The sequence below is a fragment of the Synechococcus sp. WH 7805 genome, assembly GCF_000153285.1.
GTDB lineage: Bacteria > Cyanobacteriota > Cyanobacteriia > PCC-6307 > Cyanobiaceae > Synechococcus_C.
Genome location: NZ_CH724168.1, coordinates 1449828 through 1472893 on the forward strand (window position 1 = coordinate 1449828; position 23066 = coordinate 1472893).

Annotated in this window: 14 protein-coding genes; 7 read left to right on the plus strand and 7 right to left on the minus strand. The window is 51.3% G+C overall.

Annotated features, from left to right (window positions below):
• The first annotated feature begins 94 nt into the window (after positions 1–94).
• Positions 95–2278: a glycosyltransferase gene (locus tag WH7805_RS13550; RefSeq protein WP_006042476.1), complete on the plus strand. Its 2184-nt coding sequence runs from the start codon at positions 95–97 to the stop codon at positions 2276–2278.
• Positions 2238–2888 (plus strand): hypothetical protein, encoded by a 651-nt coding sequence (locus WH7805_RS07720; protein ID WP_156783645.1) that lies wholly within the window; start codon positions 2238–2240, stop codon positions 2886–2888. Before WH7805_RS13550 ends, WH7805_RS07720 begins: the two co-directional genes overlap by 41 nt.
• Before the next feature lie 25 nt (positions 2889–2913).
• Here WH7805_RS07720 and WH7805_RS07725 read toward each other — a convergent pair whose 3' ends face one another.
• Entirely contained in the window at positions 2914–5790 is a 2877-nt protein-coding gene (locus WH7805_RS07725) for a hypothetical protein (RefSeq protein ID WP_156783646.1), read from the minus strand.
• 463 nt (positions 5791–6253) lie between these two features.
• Here WH7805_RS07725 and rfbA point away from each other — a divergent pair, with 463 nt between their 5' ends.
• The 4 genes from rfbA to rfbB are packed head-to-tail and all read left to right on the plus strand — an operon-like array spanning position 6254 to position 9753.
• Positions 6254–7195: a glucose-1-phosphate thymidylyltransferase RfbA gene (gene rfbA / locus WH7805_RS07735; protein ID WP_050751985.1), complete on the plus strand. Its 942-nt coding sequence runs from the start codon at positions 6254–6256 to the stop codon at positions 7193–7195.
• Positions 7185–7772, plus strand: coding sequence for a dTDP-4-dehydrorhamnose 3,5-epimerase (rfbC, locus tag WH7805_RS07740; protein ID WP_006042481.1), 588 nt, complete (start codon positions 7185–7187; stop codon positions 7770–7772). The genes rfbA and rfbC overlap by 11 nt, the downstream gene beginning before the upstream one ends.
• Positions 7772–8680 carry a dTDP-4-dehydrorhamnose reductase gene (gene rfbD, locus WH7805_RS07745; protein WP_006042482.1) on the plus strand — a complete coding sequence of 303 codons (909 nt, stop codon included), beginning with the start codon at positions 7772–7774 and terminating at the stop codon, positions 8678–8680. Before rfbC ends, rfbD begins: the two co-directional genes overlap by 1 nt.
• 5 nt (positions 8681–8685) lie before the next feature.
• Positions 8686–9753, plus strand: coding sequence for a dTDP-glucose 4,6-dehydratase (rfbB, locus tag WH7805_RS07750; protein WP_006042483.1), 1068 nt, complete (start codon positions 8686–8688; stop codon positions 9751–9753).
• Between the two features lie 92 nt (positions 9754–9845).
• On the opposite strand, the gene WH7805_RS07755 is transcribed toward rfbB, so the two are convergent.
• The 6 genes from WH7805_RS07755 to WH7805_RS14730 form a co-directional block, all read right to left on the minus strand.
• On the minus strand, positions 9846–10607 hold the full coding sequence (locus WH7805_RS07755; protein ID WP_006042484.1) for a Stf0 family sulfotransferase: 762 nt from the start codon (positions 10605–10607) through the stop codon (positions 9846–9848).
• Between the two features lie 508 nt (positions 10608–11115).
• Entirely contained in the window at positions 11116–12012 is an 897-nt protein-coding gene (locus WH7805_RS07765) for a hypothetical protein (protein ID WP_006042486.1), read from the minus strand.
• A gap of 513 nt (positions 12013–12525) precedes the next feature.
• On the minus strand, positions 12526–14343 hold the full coding sequence (locus tag WH7805_RS13865) for a glycosyltransferase family 25 protein (RefSeq protein WP_071933692.1): 1818 nt from the start codon (positions 14341–14343) through the stop codon (positions 12526–12528).
• Positions 14344–14523: 180 nt separating this feature from the next.
• Positions 14524–18525: a glycosyltransferase gene (locus WH7805_RS13555; protein ID WP_006042489.1), complete on the minus strand. Its 4002-nt coding sequence runs from the start codon at positions 18523–18525 to the stop codon at positions 14524–14526.
• Positions 18526–18550: 25 nt separating this feature from the next.
• Positions 18551–20479, minus strand: coding sequence for a glycosyltransferase (locus WH7805_RS07775; protein ID WP_006042490.1), 1929 nt, complete (start codon positions 20477–20479; stop codon positions 18551–18553).
• Positions 20476–20667 (minus strand): hypothetical protein, encoded by a 192-nt coding sequence (locus WH7805_RS14730; protein WP_006042491.1) that lies wholly within the window; start codon positions 20665–20667, stop codon positions 20476–20478. Before WH7805_RS14730 ends, WH7805_RS07775 begins: the two co-directional genes overlap by 4 nt.
• 75 nt (positions 20668–20742) lie before the next feature.
• On the opposite strand from WH7805_RS14730, the gene WH7805_RS07785 reads away from it, so the two are divergent.
• Positions 20743–23064 carry a hypothetical protein gene (locus WH7805_RS07785; RefSeq protein ID WP_006042492.1) on the plus strand — a complete coding sequence of 774 codons (2322 nt, stop codon included), beginning with the start codon at positions 20743–20745 and terminating at the stop codon, positions 23062–23064.
• The last annotated feature ends 2 nt before the right edge of the window (positions 23065–23066 follow it).

Below are 23066 nucleotides of genomic sequence, written 5' to 3' on the forward strand. Positions count from 1 at the left end.
TTCAATCAAAGGCTTGACCAGACAAGCTAATATTACAAAGAAGAAAAATTTTTAAAGATATCGTTTGTCCGGCAAACACTCTATTTCCGTGCTGATGCCCTGCCGCAATGCCGGGCCTTTCTTGCAGGCAGCGGTTCAATCAGTGCTTTCCCAACCGGAATGCCTCGAACTGCTCGCGGCCGATGGAGGTTCCACCGATGGCAGCCTGGAAGCGCTGGAAACTATGGCAAGTGCCGATCCACGCCTTCGCATCATCAGCCGCTCTGACGCTGGTCCGGCAGAGGCCCTCAACAAAGCCTTCAGAGCCGCTCGCGGCACCCTGATCGGATGGCTCAATGCCGACGACTTATCACCTCCAGGGGCTTTTGCGCGTGCAGTTAATGCCTTGGCTGAGAACCCTGAATGGTTGATGGTCTACGGGGAAGGTGAGGAATTCAACGAGGAGAGCGGCCTGGTTCAGCGCTATCCCACTCTTCCTCCATCCGTAAGTCTCAGTGGCTTTCAATCCCATTGCTTCATCTGCCAGCCCGCCGTGGTCTTCCGCCGTTCCATGGGTGTGCTTCTGGGCTCTTTTAACGAAAAATGTCGTACCGCCTTCGATTTCGACTACTGGCTCAGGGCCTTCGCTGCCTTTCCCCATCGCATTGGCTACATCCCTCATCTGCAAGGGCGCACTCGCCTGCACAGTGGCACGATCACCTCAAAGCAACGCGCCCAGGTGGCCTTGGAAGCCACAAAGCTTCTGGCCAGGCAGTTCGGATCCGCTGACGCAACCCGCCTCCACAACTACGCCCTGGAACTGCAACTCGGTCTCGCTGAGCTCCCAGAGCAAGACAACCTTCAAGCCCACCTGCATGATCTGTTTGCACAAGCTCAACCCTCCCTAAGCCCTAACGCTGCAACGCAGTTGCAAAGCACCTGGCTCACCGGTGATCCACCTCCTCATCCGCAAAGTGAGCACTGCTCCTGGCAACCCAATGGCCATCAACCATCTACAAAAACCATCACACCCTTTCAAGAGCGTCCCTATGGGGTGAATCTGATTGGCCATGCCTTTGAGATGTTTGGCATTGGAGAAGACATCCGCATGGCCGCTCAAGCCTTGCAAGTCGCTGGTGTGCCCTGCTGCGTCATCCACCACCCTGCCGCCAACGGTGCGGCCTGCAGTGACCGCACCCTCGAGCCATTGATCTGCACGGACCCCGCAGGTGGCCCCTATGCCTTCAATTGGGTGTGTATGGCTGCACCGATTCAGGCGCGCTGGTTGCGCCAAGTCGGCAGTGATCCCCTGCGTGAGCGCTACACCATCGCGAGTTGGCCATGGGAAACACAACAGTGGCCCAACGCCTGGTTGCCATTGCTGGATGTGGCTGATGAGCTCTGGCCTTCCAGTCACTTCACAGCGGCAGCCTTGGCGGGTCCAGCAGCAGAAGCTGGTAGGCCAATGCAGGTGATGCCGATGGCGGCAGAGATCACAGACCCTGATCGCTTCTGTAACGCCGCAGCCCGCATTGCCACGCGTCAGCGCCATGGCCTGCCGACCGAGGCGGTGCTGTTCAGCTACGGCTTTGATCTCAACTCCACCGCCATTCGAAAAAACCCGATGGGAGCACTCGAGGTGTTTCAAAGGGCCTTCCCCCTGCCCCATCTACCCGCCACATTCGGCCGCGATTGCCCCAGCCATCCATTGGCTGAGCAAGTTTCCCTGATGATCAAAACATTTCCCCCCCGGCGTTTCAGCGCTGAATGGGAGTGGCTGCAGGCCCGTGCCGCAGAAGATTCCAGAATTGTTTTGATTGCCGAGAGTCTGCCGCGGGATGAGCTGCTGTCGCTCTACGGCTGCTGTGATGTATTCCTCTCTCTACACCGCTCCGAAGGTTTTGGGCGCGGTATGGCAGAAGCTCTACAGCTGGGGGTAGATGTGATTACGACTGATTTCGGTGGAAACACTGATTTCTGCAAAGGCCCCCTTGCCCATCCTGTGCGCTGGCGGAAAGCACCGATCCCTCGGGGTAGTTATCCGAACGCTGATGGCCACAGTTGGGCTGAACCGGATTTGGGTCATGCCGCAGACCTTTGTCAGCGAGTCGCTGAACGCAGACATGCGATCGCGACCAACCCAGAAGCGGCTGATCCCAGTCGCGATGCAATGGTGCTTGCTGACTATCGCAAGCGGTTTTCGTTTGAAGCCGCCGGGGCCAGATATCTCAAGCGCCTGGAAGAACTCTGGGCCCAACGTGGAACCACAGCCGCCCGGTTGCTCTGGCGTAAAAATTGACAATGACATGAGAACTCTGCACCCGTCAGCAGGGACAGTGACTTCTTTATGCCCTGATGGCTTGGGCAATGAGTCCATTACTGCAACAATAACTTCAGACCAAGCTTCTCTGATGCCCACCAGCCTGGATGCCCTCACAGCCCTCGATCTCACACTGATCGCAGCCGTTGCCATCCTTAGCGTAGTAATCGGCGGTCTCGCCTTGCGGTTGCAAGCCAGCCCCCAGGCATCACCACCAGAGGACAGCCAGGATCTCAGCGACACGCTGAACGCGCTTCAAGAACAACTCAAAGCCGCGCAAGCGGAAACAAAAGACGCTCGTGAAGAAGCCGAACTCACTCTGCTCCAGCTCCATCAACTACAGGAAGAACTTGAACACAATTTCTTGGATTCACGATCCAAGGAAGAATTACTCCAGCAATACAATCAACAAACCAACGACGCTCGTGAAGAAGCCGAACTCACTCTGCTGCAGCTCCATCAGGTACAGGAAGAACTTGAACACTATTTCTTGGATTCACGATCCAAGGAAGAATTACTCCAGCAATACAATCAACAAGCCAACGACATGAAAAAGGTGATTTCAAGAATCAGTCGATCGAAAACATAAGGCCATGTCAAATCACTCCCAAGCATTAATCGCCGCTATCAGACAACTTCAACTTTCTCTGAATTTCCATTAGAAAAGCACTGTTAATATCCAGCTGGTCTGAGTATTGTGCTGTTTGAAAAGCATCAGACTCTTCAACGTCACCAGAACGACGCTTACGCATGTAGCCAGCGAGTGCAGCATTGAGCATCTCGTTATCGGGATAATCCACCAAAGCTTGAACCAAAACGTTAATAGCAAGCTCTAAGTTTCCGCTTCGTTCTGCATCGGCTGCATTCGCCAGTACGCGGTGATGCTTCACTTCATCAAGACAACGTTGAACTTGCTCGCTAAAGCCTTTGATCCTATGAACAGAAAGATCAGTCCAAATACGAAGAGCAGCATCAAATTTACTCAGGTCCCTTAGAGCCAAAGCCTTGTAGTGGAACAGCCAGAGTGAGTCAAAATTATGCTCGATCGCTATCTCCAAAAGATCAATCGACAACTGCGCTTGGCCATCTCTGCGCGCTTCAAATGCTTCTTTTAAAATTAACTTCACTAGATCCAGATCTTCTGTGTCTGCATCACGAACGGGCAAATGCAGCGCTGATCGCTTGGCCTGATCCAAACGCACATGCAGAGCAATTAACACTGCACCCGCTTGCCGTCGAGGCTGCTCAGCAAGTAGCTCCTGCGTTGCTTGCAGTTGTTCATTCACTTGCTCGGTGAATTCTGGAAGTCCATCGAGATCTGCAAGGTCACTCCACACCGCAATTGCTCCAGCCAGATCGCCCATCTGCCGCAAAGCCAACGCCTTGTTGTGCACAAGCCAAAGCGAATCAAACCCATGCTCGATCGCTGTCTCCAGCAGATCAAGTGACAGTTGCAATTGCTGATCATTCCGCGCTGCAATCGCCTCTTTTAAAATCAACGTCTGCAGATTCAATCCTTCTGTGTCTGCATCACGAACGGGCAAATGCAGCGCTGATCGCTTGGCCTGATCCAAAAGCCCATGCAGCGCTGTCAATACAGCTCCCGCTTGCTCTCGTTGCTGCCCAGCAAGTAGCTCCTGCGTTGCCTCGAGTTGCCCTTTCACTTTCTCGGTGAATTCTGGAAGTCCATCGAGATCTGCAAGGTCACTCCACACCGCAATTGCTCCAGCCAGATCGCCCATCTGCCGCAAAGCCAACGCCTTGTTGTGCACAAGCCAAAGCGAATCAAACCCATGCTCGATCGCTGTCTCCAGCAGATCAAGTGACAGTTGCAATTGCTGATCATTCCGCGCTGCAATCGCCTCTTTTAAAATCAACGTCTGCAGATTCAATCCTTCTGTGTCTGCATCACGAATGGGCAAATGCAGCGCTGATCGCTTGGCCTGATCCAAAAGCCCATGCAGCGCTGTCAATACAGCTCCCGCTTGCTCTCGTTGCTGCCCAGCAAGTAGCTCCTGCGTTGCCTCGAGTTGCCCTTTCACTTTCTCGGTGAATTCTGGGAGTCCATCGAGATTGGCAAGGTCACTCCACACCGCGATTGCTCCAGCCAGATCGCCCATCTGCCGCAAAGCCAACGCCTTGTTGTGCACAAGCCAAAGCGAATCAAACCCATGCTCGATCGCTGTCTCCAGCAGATCAAGTGACAGTTGCAATTGCTGATCATTCCGCGCTGCAATCGCCTCTTTTAAAATCAACGTCTGCAGATTCAATCCTTCTGTGTCTGCATCACGAATGGGCAAATGCAGCGCTGATCGCTTGGCCTGATCCAAAAGCCCATGCAGCGCTGTCAATACAGCTCCCGCTTGCTCTCGTTGCTGCCCAGCAAGTAGCTCCTGCGTTGCCTCGAGTTGCCCTTTCACTTTCTCGGTGAATTCTGGGAGTCCATCGAGATTGGCAAGATCACTCCACACCGTGATCGCTCCGGCCAAATCACCCATCTCCCGCAAGGCCAACGCCTTGTTGTGCACAAGCCAGAGCGAATCAAACCCATGCTCGATCGCTGTCTCCAGCAGATCAAGTGACAGTTGCGCTTGCTGATCATTCCGCGCTGAAATCGCCTCTTTTAAAATCAACGTCTGCAGATTCAATCCTTCTGTATCTGCATCACGAACTGGCAAGTGCAGCGCTGATCGCTTGGCCTGATCCAAAAGCCCATGCAACACTGTCAACACAGCTCCCGCTTGCTCTCGTTGCTGCCCAGCGAGTAGCTCCTGCGTTGCCTCGAGTTGCCCTTTTACTTTCTCGGTGAAACCTGAAAGTTCGTCGAGATTGGCAAGGTCACTCCACACCGCGATCGCACCAGCCAGATCTCCCATCTGCCGCAAGGCCAACGCCTTGTTGTTCAACATCCAGCACGAATCAAACCCATGCTCGATCGCTGTCTCCAGCAGATCAAGCGACAGTTGCGCTTGTTGATCATTCCGTGCTGCGATCGCTTCTTTTAAAATCAACGTCTGCAGATCCAGATCGTCTGCATCTGCACCACGCACGGGCAAGTGCAGCGCTGATCGCTTGGCCTGATCCAAAAGCCCATGCAGCGCTGTCAACACAGCTCCCGATTGCTCTCGTTGCTGCTCAACCAGTTGCTCCTGCGCTGCCTCGAGTTGCCCTTTTACTTTCTCGGTGAAATCAAGCGGTCCATCGAGATCTGCAAGGTCACTCCAAACCGCAATCGCACCGGCCAGATCTCCCATCTGCCGCAAGGCCAACGCCTTGTTGTTCAACATCCAGCACGAATCAAACCCATGCTCGATCGCTGTCTCGAGCAGATCAAGCGACAGTTGCGCTTGCTGATCATTCCGCGCTGCAATCGCTTCTTTTAAAATTAACGTCTGCAGATCTAGACCTTCTATAGCTTCATCACTCTCTGGTAGATGCAAAGCACTCCGCCCGCAAGAAAGAATGAAATAGTGAAGAGATTTGAGAAGCACGAGATCAGACTGAGAACCTCGCCGCCCTTCGCCTACATTCATGTTTCTTAGACGAACTTAATTTTTATTTAATCTAATACTAGCACAGCCCTTCCCGCCAAATCAACACCACAGCCAATCACCGCAAATCCTCTCGATCCGCAAAAGACACAGATCTCCAACACTTTTTTGCTAACCAAATATCGACTCGCCTATTTTTTCAAAAAAGATTGCTCAAAACCCGACCACTGTCAACAGCCCGCGAACACCATCGTCGGCACTACACGTAAAAACAAAACAAGCTAAACAGAAATCTAATCAACTTCAATTCAGCTTTCTGTAAAAGAAAAGAGATCGAAGGCCATAGCAAACACCAAAGAATCTTCAACAAAGCAAACAGATCTTCGCCTGCTGGCGCAAAACGCGCCGTGCTTCCCAAGCGGCTGGATGTTGTGCTATTTAGACAAAACTTCCAAATCCTCCGATGGCGTCGAAGCAAGTGTCGAGGCGTGGAATTATCTTGGCCGGCGGCAGTGGTACGCGCCTGCATCCCATCACCCAGGCGGTGAGCAAGCAGCTCCTTCCGGTGTACGACAAACCGATGATCTTTTACCCGCTCAGCACGCTGATGCTGGCCGGGATCCGTGAGGTGTTGATCATCACCACGCCCCACGACCGCGATGCTTTTGAGCGCCTGCTGGGCGACGGCAGCCGCTGGGGAATGACAATCGACTACGCCGTGCAACCCAGCCCCGACGGCCTAGCCCAAGCTTTCCTTATCGGCGCTGACTTCTTGGATGGAGCACCCGCTGCACTGGTGCTGGGCGACAACCTCTTCCACGGCCACGACCTCATCCCCCAGCTCAAAAGCTGCAACGAGCAGGAGCGCGGTGCCACGGTGTTTGCCTATCCGGTCAGCGATCCAGAGCGTTATGGCGTTGCTGAATTCGATGCCGAAGGCCGCGTGCTCAGCCTGGAGGAAAAGCCGGCCCAACCCAAAAGCCGCTACGCGGTCACGGGTCTGTATTTCTATGACGCATCAGTGGTGGAACGCGCCCGCCAGGTGAAACCCTCCGCCCGCGGGGAGCTGGAAATCACCGACCTTAATTTGATGTATCTCAAGGATGAGGCATTGAGAGTCGAGCTAATGGGCCGGGGCATGGCCTGGCTCGACACCGGCACCTGCGACTCCTTGCACGAGGCCTGTGGCTACATCCGCACCCTCGAGCATCGCCAGGGACTGAAGGTGGGCTGCCCTGAGGAGGTGGCCTGGCGCCAGGGTTGGATCAACGATGAGCAACTGGAACGCCTGGCCCAGCCCCTCAAAAAAAGCGGCTACGGCACCTACCTTCTCCAGGTGCTTGGAGAAAGCACTGGAGACCACGCCGCTCTGCAGCGCTCATTGGAGATCAACCATGCAAGTTGAACCATTGCAAAGCCCCCAAGGGGCAACCATCGCAGGGCCTTTGCTGATCAGCCCGCGGGCGTTCGGCGATGAGCGCGGCTGGTTTTTTGAAAGTTGGAATCAGCGCAAGTTCGATGAGGCCGCTGGTGAAACTGTTGTGTTCTCCCAAGACAACCACTCCCGCTCCGTCCAGGGAGTGCTGCGGGGCTTGCACTACCAACTGGCGCCGGAACCGCAGGGCAAGCTGGTTCGAGCCAGCATTGGCGAAATCTTTGATGTGGCGGTGGACATCCGCCAAGGCTCAGCCACTTTCGGGCAATGGGTGGGGGCCCACTTGAGTGCGGAGAACAAGCAACAGCTGTGGGTGCCAGAGGGCTTTGCCCATGGGTTTCTCACCTTGAGCCCTGTCGCTGAAGTGCAGTACAAGGCCCGGGGTTTCTGGAACAAGGAGTGTGAGCGGGCCATTGTTTGGAATGACGCGAGCATCAATATCCAGTGGCCCCTCGATCAGCTGGGCGGAGCTGAGGTGAGCCTGTCAGGCAAGGATGCAGACGCTGCGTCCTTGGATCAGGCCAAGGCAGCTGGAGACGTGTTCTGATGAAGGTGTTACTTACTGGTGCTGCAGGCCAGCTCGGGCAGGCCTTGATCGATGCTGCGCCGGCGGGCATGGAACTCCTAGCGAGCAGCCGCAATGGCGGTGAGGGCCTTCTGGCCCTGGATCTAGCTGATGCAACGTCGTGCCGGCAGGCGGTGGCTGAGCACCGCCCCGATTGGGTGCTCAATGCCGGCGCCTACACCGCTGTCGACAAAGCAGAAGCGGAGCCGGAGCTGGCTGGCGCCGTCAATGGAGCCGCCCCACGCGCCTTTGCAGAAGCGATCCGGGAGCACGGCGGTCGGTTGCTGCAACTGAGCACCGATTTCGTGTTCAACGGGCAGCAGGGGTCCCCGTACCGGGTGGATCAGAGCCGCGATCCCCTGGGGGTGTATGGCGCCAGTAAGGCCAGCGGTGAGGAGGCGGTGGAAGCGCTGCTGGGCGCGAGCGGCCAGGGTTTGGTGCTGCGCACAAGCTGGGTGATCGGGCCGGTGGGAAAAAACTTTGCGCTCACCATGCTGCGCCTGCATCGAGACAAAGAGCTGTTAGGCGTGGTAGCCGATCAGGTGGGCTGCCCGAGCAGCACCCTCAACCTCGCCAGTGCCTGTTGGCAAGCCATTCAGCGCCACAGCCAAGGCGCCGCTCTCCCGCCGGTGCTGCACTGGTGTGATGGCGGGGCTGCCAGCTGGTACGACGTGTCCGTGGCCGTGGGTGAGCTGGGAATGGAACTGGGTCTGCTGGAATGTGCAGCCACAGTGAATCCGATCACAACCGCCGACTATCCAACGCCGGCCAAACGACCGAACTACTCACTGCTGGATTGCCAGGGCAGCCGTCAGGTGCTGCAGCTGCAGGCCCAGCCCTGGCGCGCAGCCCTCAAGGATGTGCTGCAGGCCATCCCCACGACCCCTTGATAGTGATGACCAACTCCATGCCAAATGCTGCTGAACTGCTGGGATCCCGGCGGCGAGTGCTGGTCACCGGTGGAGCCGGCTTCATTGGCGGTGCTGTAGTGCGACGCCTGCTGCGCGAGAGCGACGCCATCGTGTTCAACCTCGACAAGATGGGCTACGCCAGCGATCTCACCTCCATTGAGGAAGTGTTGGGCGAACTCGGAGATGGGGCTGACCAACGCCACGTACTGCAACAGGTCGACCTCGCGGATGCCACAGCTGTGCGCGAAGCGGTGCAGGCGGCGGATCCCGATCTGGTGATGCACTTAGCGGCCGAAAGCCATGTGGACCGATCCATCACAGGCCCAGGAGTGTTCATCGAGAGCAACGTCACCGGCACCTACAACCTGCTTCAGGCCGTACGGGAGCACTACGACACCCTCAACGGTGAACGCAAAGAGCACTTCCGCCTGCATCACATCAGCACCGATGAGGTCTTCGGCTCACTGGGCGCAGAAGGCCGTTTTTCTGAAACCACTCCCTACGACCCACGCAGCCCCTATTCATCCAGCAAGGCAGCCAGTGACCATCTGGTGAGCGCCTGGCACCACACCTATGCCTTGCCGGTGGTATTGACCAATTGTTCCAACAACTACGGCCCCTGGCAATTTCCCGAAAAACTCATTCCTGTCGTCACGCTCAAGGCAGCAGCAGGTGAGCGTATTCCGCTGTATGGCGATGGACTGAATGTAAGGGACTGGCTCTATGTGGAAGACCATGTCGATGCCCTGCTGCTGGCAGCATGCAGAGGCGAATCAGGCCGGAGTTATTGCGTTGGAGGCTACGGCGAACGTAACAATCGCGAAGTGGTGGAGTGCATCTGCAGCCACATGGATCAACTGAAGCCAGATAGAGCTCCCCATTCACAACTGATCACTCGCGTGACGGATCGTCCTGGCCACGACCGCCGCTATGCCATCGATCCCACCCGGATTGAGACCGAACTCGGCTGGAAACCGCGGCATGATTTCTCAACAGCGATTGAGACAACTGTGCAATGGTATCTAGACCATCTTCAATGGCGCAATCAATAACGAACATCAAACCAAGCAAACAAGCCAAAATAAATAATCAAACATAACAACCAGAAACATCATTACCCCTACTCACCTACCGCTTATAGCGATCACTTGCCATTGATATCTGCAAGAAACTTAAAATACCAATTGTCGTTTTTCCGATTAGAAAGCTTCACCATCTGACGCCGAGGAAATGAGATACTATCAACTTTAAAATCGACACCAATAAAGCCAGCGATTCTATTCAAATACGCAAAGCTATTATCAGAGCATAACTGTTCGTAGGTCAAAGTCAATGGGCATATCTTATTCACTTTAAAGAAGTTCGCCCAGATAATATTTTCCATAACAATATTGCCGCAATGACGCTTAATTTTTTGAAAATCATACCGCGCACTTTCATTATATGAAGCGGTATAGCCTTTTAACAAATTCCCCGCAAAATGACTATCTGTATTATTTTGCGTCGCGTGGTTAATCTTGGTTTCAATTGACATATGCCTACTGATTGCTTGCCTCAAAACATCGTCACGCTTTACATAAACCCAATATGATTTTCTGAATAGTTCCGCTACACATGGCATAAACTGCGAGCCATTTTGCCCTGACGGAGTAAGTTTAGAGCCTGAAAGCTTACGGTCGATACATTTCAACTGATCAGCCATGATTTTCACAGAGGAGAAATTATTCGCCCCTCTCGACTTTCGATTAATATGCTCTAGCTCTCGCTTTACATTAATTATTTTTTCACTATTGTACCATGGTATAAAGTATTCCTCGGGCAAACCAAAGACTTTTGCATTCCTCAAATCCTCGAGGATCATCGTCGACCCACATCGCTGCGTAGCCGCAATAATTAAATTTATCATTGACTATGTTCAGAAAAGATGGAATTGCAACTTTGAAAAAGAGAGCCAATTAGTCGCCATAATGAAAGATTTTGGGGGGCCTGAATGAATTAAGCTGGATTGACAAATAAAAGTGGTTGATTAAAAAATAGGTCCAAGGAATTTAAACTAAAAATCTAGCTTATGATCGACTTTTTCATGGTAGCACTGAACAAATCAGTATAGCACCAATAAACATAGAAAGCTGTCGACGCTGCCAACTTACAGAAACATTCGAACTGACACCAAAACATCAAGTAAAAAATAGCCTGCGCCAGCTTACCCGGAGGTAAATCATAAATTTCGCTAAAGAGCGCATAATAAGTGCCGCCAATCAGCCAGGGGCTCATTTCAAGAATTTGCAATAATATTAACAACCAAAACAAGTCTGCAAGATTTGATTTTTAGAAAGACCTACTTTAAGAGCATAAAATTACAGCCAAAAGAACTTATTTAAGACAATAGACAACCAGGTCTTTAACAGCAGATGCTACAAGTCATTCGAACCAACAACTTGGCGCAGCTTTCGCAGCATTTCTCGAGAGATTTGCCCCGATGTAGGCTTTAATTTTCTCTGTATTTTAGAAATCCTAAACTCACTGCCATCCACTAAAGAGCTCAAATAACAGTCTTGCTTATTCAAAAGATCTGCTTCAAACTCGTAGCAAGAATACAGCTCTGTCTCATTCAAGCAAAGCAAGCATTCGTCAAGCAAGCATGACTGCCTCAAAATGATACCCAACTGATCCACGATCATACAATGATAATTAGGGTGCTGAAAAAGCTTTCTTTTAAGCTGATTTTCAAAATTGATTGCATCATCTTCAGTTTGAATGTGCGTAGGCAACCCCATTGAATTAATCAACCTGGACACCGCTTGCTTGAGTTTGTTTTTTCTGTCTAGCCTCACAAGTCGGCGAAGGCTGAATTGATCAATGCATTTAAGCCTGTCAACGAATAAAGCAGAGAGTTGCGCATAAGATAAATTTAATGCAGCATTTTTATCGGCACATAAAAAACCCAACCAACCAGCATAATCAATCATAATCTTGAACACACTAAAGTCTCCGCCCGAACAACTCTGCAAGATTCTCTCTAATTTTACTCCAATGTCATTAGGCTCAATCGCTCTCTTCGAAAACCCCTGAAGCAAGGGAATAAATGCCTCTGTAGGCGAATACTCTAAGCGCAAAGCCGACTCAATATCTTGGCATAACAGAGTTGAACCAGTTCGCTGTGTAGTCAGAATAACGATAAGGTTATTTTTAATCTGTCTCAGGTCAACGCTTGAGGCACATCCCGCGTAATCCGCAAACTTTACCTTTAACCTATTAAATTGAACTTCTTTATCAATCAGCAATTGCGCCAATGCCACCAAAGTGCTCACTCAAAGGTTCATTAACCTTAGCATGCTAAACCAAGGAATCAAACAACTTTAACGTTTATGGTTTCAACCAATAGCTCTGAACTCTTGTCATCATTCAATAAGTCCAAGCGGAAGGAATTCGCTTTGAGCATAGAACACCAGGTGGATTAATCCCCAAAAGTGATATGGCCTAAGAGTCTTAAAAATTAGACAGTAATCGAACCAAGTTGTTTAAGCGGCTACAATATCTTAGATAGACAGGATTGCTTAAGTAGAAAAACCGTTTTTCGAGAGAGCTTTCTCTTCCCTTTAGCAACTCAACATGAATACATTCTCTCGTCAATGCATTCAAATTGCCAGAAGACCGCCCCTCCAACGAGAAAAATATTAAAAATATAATTAATTGGCAGTAATTTTTTGCAGGTCGGAGTAATTCATATCATTCCGACAAGTCACTAAACGCAAAACGCTATTATTGAGAAGTGGTAATGCGACAGCGCTTTCAAAAGCAGCCATTATTCAAGATTTTCAAAACTAATTCCTAATATTTTGAAGCATATACTCTAGATACCCAAATTCTACGCAATCTTCATAATATATTTCACGAACTTGCTGAAAAGAAGCATCTGAATAAGTACGTTTAGCGGGATAAATTTTTCTTTTTCTGTCATGTCTTATGTTAAACTGCTCGCCAACAAAATCAAACATACCGCTAGGATCTGAAAGTTCTTCTAACTTTTGAATATATAGCGGATTGGCACATGTGCTAGGTTTTATAAATTTTATAGATGGACGCATATGCATACAATTTAAATAGCTCTTTGGATCCTCACAAAAAGATTCTAAGAATAGTGAAAAATTACCATTAAATTTACCGACTAAATCTTCTTTGTATTTCATGTCAATAACATTACCACATCCGCCTTCTGATAAATAATAAAAAGCAGACGCGAGTCGATCCCACGGGTTACGACATAGAACCAAAACACGATATTTATGTGAATAAGGCTCAACCATTTGGATCATTTTTGAGTAACTTCTATGACCCAAGACTTTATGAGAAAAAAGACCGCTATTATCGATCGATGTTCCACCACACTTAGGGATATGAACAAACATTAGATGTTTCTTCATGCATATTTGCGCAGTCTCTATTTGTTCTGATTTCAATTTATCCAACCGGCTCTTTAAAACTTTACCATTAGGACGATATTTATGACATAGTTCTAACAGGGCTATTGATTGACTTTTCTCGATTTTGGACATAAGGAATGCTGCATCACGAATCATATCTATCTCATCTTCGGTTGGAGTTTTTAGTGCTTGGAGAGTACGATTTTGGTGAGAATAACCCAAACTGTCTCGCGTATCGAGTAATGGATATCGAGTTACATAACCCATTAAATATGGAGTAGTATCGAGCAAATCACGTGCATTCTTATTTTTTATATTAAAACCAATTGATTTTGTACCAATATCAGATTTAGATGCTGTTAACAAGGAGAGAATGCAATCGATGTTAGAGCCTGCACCTCTAGGTGCTATTGAAGGTATGCCGCGAGTATTTATAAATTTTTTCAACTTGTCAAGCCCTTTATTGGTTAAAATGTAACCATCTGTTCCAGACCAATGCCGAAGTGGTGAACTGGCTCCAAGCCCTTTAGGCAAGAAATTATAATTATTGTTCATAATACTGTAAAGATCTGATTTTTTTACAAATAAGTCTAAAACCGGAAAAGAATATGGGGGGCGATTTCCGGAAGTAATGTACAGTTTTTCCGAAGATCTTCCATTGATAAATACAATATCCGCATCAGATGGTATATTGGCCGCAATATGTGGGAAAAGATTTTTAGCATAAGGCATCAGGATTGCATCATCCTCTAATACACACAAGTAACCATCTTCATCAATCTCTGATTGATCCCAAAGTTTGTAATGTGACAAAGTGCATCCCATATGTCCTAAATCTGAAGCAGTAAGAGTGCCTTTGATATGTGAATTATAGAAACGTTCAGATTCAATATCGAAATCTTGTGATCGTGCATTAGTCCCTTCAAATATTGAAACATGCTTGTCTAGGGGCCATGAATTGTAGAAATCAAAAATGCGACCAGAATTCTTCAGAGATATGACTTTGAAATCAAAATTGTCAGGCATCTTGTTGTCACCTGAAGGGGTATGGCAGTCATAAATCATTCCCATCAGTACCGCAGTGATGGCATGAAAAGTATCACCTAATGCCGGCGATGCCGACAATTGATTCAACAAAATATTTTTTTCAGATGTATTTAAAACGGAGCTAATATCAATAATATGCTTGTAGATTGCGCCAACACTAGAGAACGACATGTTTTTGATGAGAAAGAAGTTACTAATTTGATATGTTGGGCAGGCGGCGGCATGACTTACCAAGCTAAGCTGAGCTTAACACCAGAAGATTTGCGACAGCCTATTGTAGCAAACGCAAGAAATATCTAGAAATATCTCCAGCGAGAGAGAGAACAAAAAGAAGAGCATTTTATTGAAGGATCAAATAATCTCAACACCTTTCAACCACCCAAAATGCTTCGCATATACATTAGAGCTGCGTTTAATCATCTGCGCATCACTACAACCCAATTGCTTTCCCTCTGTTAAAACATTCTGCAAATCAGCAGAAATTCCATTGTAAGCAGACTGAATTTGTTGATGAAAATTATAGCCAAAGCAGGATGAGAAAAATTCTGACTCGGTTAATGCTCGTTCAAAAGTTTCATTAGCGTTATAGTCATGCGAGTGCTTAACAACAGCATCTCTAACATAAAGTTTTTCATATCCATTTCTGATCAGCATATCGGCCCATAATTGATCTTCACCATAGGGAACACAAGGCAACGGCAATGAGCGCCAAACACTCTTGCGCAAACAACTGTTGTTATCGCTATAAAAGTGAAGGATTTTTCTCCAACCCTCATCATCTTCAACAACCGATTCTCGATCAGTCGTAAGAGACATCACCACCGGCAGTTGATCAAAACCTTTGAAATGATTTTTCAGTTCTTGATGAGTAAACGGATCAGCATCATCATGAGCAACATGCCGTCCAAATGCGCCAGCAGCATTTGGTGTTGACTCTAGTGCGTTCACTAAGTTATAAAGCCATTTGTCGTTGGCTGGAATAGCATCTTGGGTAATAAACGCTACGAATTCAGCGTTGCTTAGATCAACGCCGACGTTGCGGGTATAACCATGTTGAAACTCGCCCTTGGGTATTTGATAAAGATCTAAAGCTGGAAGACGATCACTAAACTTGTTGCAAATCCGAAATGTTTCATCCTGGCTTCCACTGTCAATAATCACACATTGAAACTCCCAAGGAGTTTGTTGCGCTTCAACAGACTCAAGAACTTGTTCTAATAAGGGACCTGCATTGTAGGTCGGAATAACAATCGAAGCCTTGTAAGGTTTAGCAGGATCGTTGTGGCTATTTTGATGAATTTTTTCTATTGAATAAGAATTTTTTGGTTCATGAGTGTCTCTCTCAGACAAGCGATCAATCAAAGCCCTTTCAAAATCATCACCTGCGCGTTCCCAGCTGAACTGCACAACCCATTCATAGGCCGCCAATGCCTGTTGCTGCAATAGCTGTGGATCTCTTGAATAATGATTCAGAGTATTCGCAATTGTTTGCGCACAAGGCGCCATCAATTGAATCACATTCTCAGGATAAATGGCTCTCGTGCTCTCTACATTTAAATCAAAGACTGGTAGTCCCGCAGCCATCATTTCTTGAGGCAAGAGCGAATAATTGGTCGCCGAAAAACTCAAGCCAATGGTACAAAATTGATAGAGTTTAGCAAGTTGCTCGTGATCGAGAATGCCATAATTGACAGCCTTATAGCTTGGATTGATATCAAGATCTTCATCACCAAAAAAGTGAACCACAAAATTAGCACTTAGTTTCGACAACTGTTCCAAAGACTCAAGCGCGAGTTCGACGCAACGCCGCTCAGTATGACAACGTGCATACACTGCAATATGCACCGTATAGCAATCAGCATTAAGTTCTTGATACTTAGATTGAATCTTTTTTTCACTGGTCTTGTAAATATTGTGATCGTATGCAAGCCACAAAAAGCGGCTCCAACGTTGGTACTTATCTGTCATTAGCTTGTCAAGCCATGGGCTCGCACAGATACAAGCCAAATCGTATTGGTAGGTGTGTTCTGCCAAAACAGAGCTCGTTCCTCGAGCATAGAAGTAGGGTTCATAATCTTGAATGAAATAATAATGAGCCTGGAACCCCTTAGATTGTCGAACAAAATCAACTGTTTGCCAGCCTGTAGCAACGATGCAATCTCCAGAAGCATAGTGAAATGAAGAATCTAATGGTAATACTTTGGCTCTTATAGGCTGATAGAACTTGACAACATCTTCTCTCAAGTCAGCTGAATGATTAGACCGTTCTGGATTAATAACCCAAACACACACACGATGACCTTTCTCTTCCAAATGACGAATCATTCGGAAAATCGTCATATGACCACCACCACCTTTTGAGAAATCAGGAATAACAAAATGGATGCTCATTGAGCTAAAGTCATCATCAGAGCCACATATCGACCACAATTTTTTGGGATCAAAATAAGGAGTATTTTGAAAATTTTCAGCTGCAAGAGCTTGACTATGTCGATGAATATTCTGGGGAGGGAGTAAAACCCCATGGCCAAATTCACTGATCAGAGAATCCTTGATATCAATGGCTGATTGTGAATGGTCATGATTGCCAGACAGAACATTGCAACATACATAATGGTACAAAGGATTTAGCCCACAAGTTTTCTGCAAAGATAAATATTCTTTACTGGAAAAATCAGGAGAGGGATCAACATAGACGTCAGCCGCCGGAGCTTCTTTCCAGCCAAATTCCAAATAATGATCAAGGCCATTAATGAGAGTAGGATCAAGATCTTTACGTTGAGAGAAATAAAAATCTTGATCAAAATACTCACTACATCGCGACCTCATTGCCGATAATTTAGGACCTCCATCATGAGCAATTGCCTCTAAAAAACTCAATCCATTATAAAGCTTGTTTCTGAGCAAATATCTTGCTGCATGCCTTAAATCATCCCCCATAAAATCTTGCCAGACAAAACAATTGATCTCTCCAGTTAAATATTGATCAACGGAGTCATCGTAGTTCCAAAATCTTTCTGCAAGGTCGTTTAAATCAATTTCCGCATCTCCATTCTGACAAAGTTTTAAGCGAGCTTCTTCAAACAAGAGGTGTCCAAATAACTCAACCGCAACTTGTTTCTGAAGGTCGTCCTTACTTTCTAGCCTTTTAATCGCTTCGAATGCTGTTTCCGTTGCATTGATATCTGCTGAACTGGATATAATATTGCTCCAATGCTGGTTAGCACGCTTCCAATCTTCAGCCTTGCAAGCCAAGCGGGCAAAATTATCTTCGATCCAAGGGTTGTAATCAACTTCGACCGCTGTCAACAACAAAACCAAGAGACTTTGTTCAGTCTTACTCGCCTCTCTAAATTGAATTGCTAATGCAAGGCATTGATCGACTGAGGCCTGGGGCTTCCTAACAGATGCATATTCTGTTTTATTTTTCAAAGAAAAATATCTTTTGCGAAGATAATCGGCATTGGCATAGTTAGCGAAATAAGATTTGATCTTTGCAATTTCGCCCTGGTGATCATTGATAGCCTTGCGCAGGTGCTCTTGCGTTTCATCAGGCTGAAGGAATTGCAGCAGACTCGATGCGCTCTCAACATCTCCAAGAGACAGTAAAACGCGCACTTTATTATCAATAATCCACTCAGATTGAATTCCCGCTTGCCATGCACAATCCAAGATCATGATCGATTCTTGAAAGTGTCCAGTTTCGCGTAAAGCAATCGCCTGCTCCAGAACAGTATGATGCAAATCCTTGTCAGATGCATGCTGCAAATAAGCATCAATTAAAGAGAAGTCGCAATGACTCTCTTGCCTTCCAAAAGTAAGTAATGAACTAAATTTTTCTTCAATAGATGAAAATTTTTGCTGATTGATTGCCGAAACCGATCGATGCGAATTCGTGAACAAATGATCAATGGGTCGATCATTGGCAATCAAGGTCTCTTGCTCCTCTTCACCATCAACAGCAGGCTCCTCCTGTTCACCCTCAGCATCGCTATCGGACTGAGAGGTTTGTTTCCAATGCTCCAACAGAAGTTCCTTAGCAGAAGCTGCCACAGCTTCCGTTCCACAGGCGCTAAGTAGTTCGAGCAAGGGCAAGGCCTCCTGTTCACGCCCCAAAGCCAGCAGGGCCCGCGCTCTGTTGGCCTCAACCCAATCGCTCACCAGGCCCGCCTCCATGGCAGCCTCAAGCAACAGCAAAGAGCGATCGGCATCACCGGCTTCGCGCAAGGCGATTACATCTTTCAGCAGCGCCGTCTGCACATCTCCGTCGGCAGCTGGATCATTGAGATGCTGTGGTTCCACCCCCAAAGCCCGACTGCTGTTCACCAAAAAGGCGCGCAGGGTGGCAATCATGGGAGTCAATCCAGGTTGGACCAGATTACGGGAGCTGTTCCAGTCCCCTGGGCCTGCCGTCTGGATGAATTCCGTCGGCCTGCATGGGCCAGCAGGGTCCGGGCCTCTGCAAGCGCACCCCCCAACGCCGCTGCAACCGCAGCACCGCCCTTGCTTCAGTGCTGCTTTGGCGCACATCACGACTTTGGCTCTCGTGATGCAATAACACCGCCTGCGGCGGAATCAGTTGGTGATACCCCAGCTGCTCCAAGCGCAGGCAGAGATCCACATCGTTGCCCTCCACAGGCAGCCCTTCATCAAAGCCGCCCAGACTCTCCAGCAACTGCTTGCGTAGCAGGAAGCAGGCGCCGGTCACGGCATCCCAACGACTGAGCAGTTGACTACGGCCCCGATGCACTCCGTGCTCGAGCGGCAACTGCCGGTAGGCATGCTCTGCATGGCTATCGAGGCCAACCACCAGCCCCCCGTGCTGCAGGGTTCGATCTGGATACAGCAACAACGCCCCCACAGCTCCCACCTTCGGGCGCAGAGCCTGAGCCGCCATCGCCTCCAACCAGCCCGGTTGCAGCGCCTCAACGTCATTATTCAGCAACAGCAGCAACTCGCCCTGGGCCCGGGCCGCCGCCTGGTTGTTCAGCCGGCTCCAGTTGAACGGGCCGTCGTCGCGCAACACAACAAACGTCTCTCCCAGCTGCTGCCTCCAGCCCTGCAGCAGCGCCGTCGTCGCTGGCTCCACCGAACCGTTGTCCACCACAATCAGCTCCAGCGCGAGTCCCTGCTGACGCGCCACTGCCGTCGTGCGCCAGAGGCTCTGCAAACAAGGCGCCAGCAGGTCAGCCCGATCCCGGGTGGGAATGATCACGCTGCAGCTCCAGTGCTGCGGCAGCGCCCACTTCAGTGCAAAGCAACCAGGCAGCTCCGCATGGGGCGTCACCGCCGCGATCGCTTCCCCCCGCTGCTTGAGCTGGTCCCGCAACAGCTGGGCCTTCTGGCCCTGAAGGCGCAGATCGGGTGGAGGCTGCGGCGGGCTATGGCTGAGCAATTGAGGCCAACCCTGCACCTGGGGTTGCCTGTTCAAGGCCTCCAGCAGCCAACGCCAGCGTCCCAGCCCATCAGCTGGGGGCAATGGAAAGCACTGATGGCGCAGCCAACTGCAGCGCCACAGACTGCAGCTTTCCAGCCAGGGGCTGGCCCAGAAACTCTCCTCCAGCCAGCCCGGCTTGAACCAGGGATCGCAGCGCTCACCCTGCCGATCCAATCGGTCTTCATCGCCATACACCAGATCCGGCCCCGGCTGCTGGCCTTGCAACCAGCGCTCCAACGCCGGCAACACCCCGTCCCTTAGCTGCACCCCAGGCGCTAACAGCACCAACCAGCCTTCCTCGGGCCAAGGGGACTCTCCAAGGGGAGCCGGCTGCGGTTGCAAAGGTGCTGAGCCATGCAGTGCAAGCCAGTGGTTCTCGCGCCAAAGCCAGAAGGGGGTCACCATGGGTAGCGGCGAAGGCGGCAACCGCTGCTCGCAGTGGTCAATCCAATAGCGATAGGCCTGGGGGCCGAACCCATCGCGCAGCACCTCCCCCCCCAGCAGCAAGCGCATTTGCACCTGCTGCCAGTGATCGGCAATCCAGACCTCACCGGGGAGTCGCGCTAATGCCTGCTCGAAGCAGGTCTGCGCATCGGCCCAGCGCTGCTGCTGCGCCAAGAGTTCACCGGCGCTGAACCAGTTCCAGCCAAGAGCCGGGTCCACCCGGCAGCTGCGCTCCTGCAACTGCAAAGCCTCAGCGTGATTCCCCTGCTGCTGGCGCAGCTTGCCCAAAAGATGCAGAGCCGAACCATGCTCAGGAGCGAGCGCCACCGCCCGTTGCAGCAGTGGTTCGGCAGCGATCCAATGGCCCTGCTCCGAGGCCTTCCGGCCAGCGCTGTACAGCTGTTCAGCAGCTGTCGAAGGGTTCATGGACGGCGGCCGATGCGAGCGCTGACCTGACCCAACGCAAAACCGATCACGCCACCGAGGGCAGCGCCTTGGAGCTGCCACAGGGAGTGGCGATAGCGGAACGGCAGACGACCGAGCTGGATACCGATCAACAACACCACCAGCAGCGCCAGAGCTGTTCCCCAACCCAGCGATCGCCAACGTGACACACACGGCCTCTTCAACTTGCTTGAAGTTATCGCCACGATGCGAAAATCCGCGCATCTGGTCGTTGCGGACAAGACATGAGTTCCTCAAGACTGAATCCCAGTGAGGTGCAGCAACAGGCCCAGGTGCTGGAGGAGAGCGAAGCCTGGAGCGAACTGCTCGATTACGCCCAACGGCAGCAGCCCCACAGCAGCGACCAGCCCCAGCTCAGTGGCTACCTCGACTACTTGGAAGGGCGTGCCCTTCTCGAACTGGAGCTGAGCGAGCAGGCCGAAGCACCACTGCGTCGTGCCTGCCTAGCTCTTCCAGACTTCCCCTATGGCTTTCAATTGCTGGGGCGCAGTCTCGCCATGCGGGAGCAATGGGCACCCGCAGCTGCTGCCCAGGAACGCTGCATTGCCCTGAAGAACGATTTCGGTCACGCCTGGATGGAGCTGGGCCGCGCCCGCGACGCACTCGGGGCAACTGATGCTGCCCTGGAGGCCTACCGCCAGGCCGACAAGCTGCTCCCCGGCAACGACTGGGTGCAATGCCGCCTGATCCACCTGCAGGTGCAAGAAGCACTGCAAGCGGGGGACCACAAAGCCGCCGCCGCCCGCATTGTGACCTTGCAGCAGCAGCGCAGCCTGCCGGCCTCGCAGGTGCTCACCTGGCTGGACGCTGCAGCGGCCCTGGCCCGCTGCGGGCGCTGGCCGGAAGCAATCCAGCTGGCAGCAGCCATCCGCCAGGGTGGCGAGCAAGCTGGCCGCCCCAGCCCATTGGGAACGCGCGCACCACTGCTTTTGATCGCGGTGGGCGTGTTGATGGATCAGAACAGCAGCACACTGGTTCAGCCCAGGGCATTGGCCGGTGCATTGCTGGAAACGCTCTGGCTACCACACAACGATTTAGAGGATCAGTTCTGGGTCAACACTCTGGCTGACATGGTCACAGCCATGAGCCAATGTTTCACCAACGGCTGGTCACAACACAGCAAAGAATTGGTTCTATTGGTGCTGGCTGTCGCGCAAGTAGCCGCAGAGCATTTCAATGACAACTGGAGAGCGCTGACCCTGCTCGAACAGCTCGCTCTCTTACCAGAGCTTTCAGACAACGAACGTCGCGTATTGGATGAACGCTGCGGACTGATGGCCCTCGGTGCAGCGCGCCCGGTCGAAGCCAACCGACATCTCTTGCGCATCCCCAAACAACAACGATCCATAAATGCTGAGGCCGGTCTCTGCAGGGCACACCTTGAACTGGCTGGACGTCACCTGCCCCTTGACCTGCAGCAGGGGCAGGCCACCGCGCAGCAGCTGATGCATCAGTTCGCCAAGCGCCCCCGCAGCAGTCAGGTGCGTGCTGATGTTGATCTGCTGCTCTGGAAGCTGAATACACGGGTGCTGGATGACACCAATGCCATGGCCCTCGCCAGCGGGCCGATCAACGCTGCCCAGGAGTTGCGCCGCCGCGGCCTCAACCTGATCAGCGCCCTCACCACCCAGTCGCTCAATCCCCCGGGCCTTGCACCCCTGCCCGCTCAGAAGTGCTCAGCCCGGCGCTGGCTTCTGCTCGCCAATGCGTCCCTGCCCCAGTGTTTCCTTTACCGGGTTGAACAGAAGAAAGAACAGCTGGAGTCCCTCGATCGCGAGGTAATCATTCTTGATGTGGCGCACTGCAACAACTGGTCTGTGGCGTCCGCCCTGCTCTGGGCCGACCGGGTGGTGGTCTGCCGCCTACCCGGCACCTATCCCGTGCTTCGCGCCATGGGCCTTGCACGGCGCATGGGCCTCACCGTGTACTACGACATCGATGATCTGATTTTCGATCAGGAGAATTTCCCGCCACCTCTAGACAGTTACGGCGGCACAATCTCAGCCAGTCTGCACACGGGGCTTGCCATGGATGCCCCACTGTTTCAGGCGGCCATGACGGAAGCTGATGCGCTGATTGTCTCTACCGGCACGCTGGCGACACGCTGGAGGACGTTGCATCCCGACAGCCAGCAACCCGTGATGGTGTTGGCGAACATGGCACCACCGCCCCTGCGCCGCAAAGCCAGAGCCATCGAGCCCCTGCAGCACCAAGAGGCGGCAGCAGACCAACTCAGGCTGCTGGTGTCCAGCGGCACCCTGGCGCACAAGCAGGTGTGGGTGGAGGAGCTAGCACCAGCGCTGGCCACTGTGCTTGAAAAGCACCCTGCTCTGCAGCTCGATCTGGTGGGCAGCATTGAATGGCCGCAGGAACTGCAGTCGGTGGCCTGCGAGCGCATTCGCAGCCTGCCCTTCAGCGACTATCCCACCTACCTTCGCCACGTGGGCCGTGCCCACATCGGCTTGGCACCGCTGGAGCCCGGGATCGTCACCGACGCCAAAAGTGCCATCAAATGGATGGAATACAGCCTGATGGGGCTGGCCTAAGT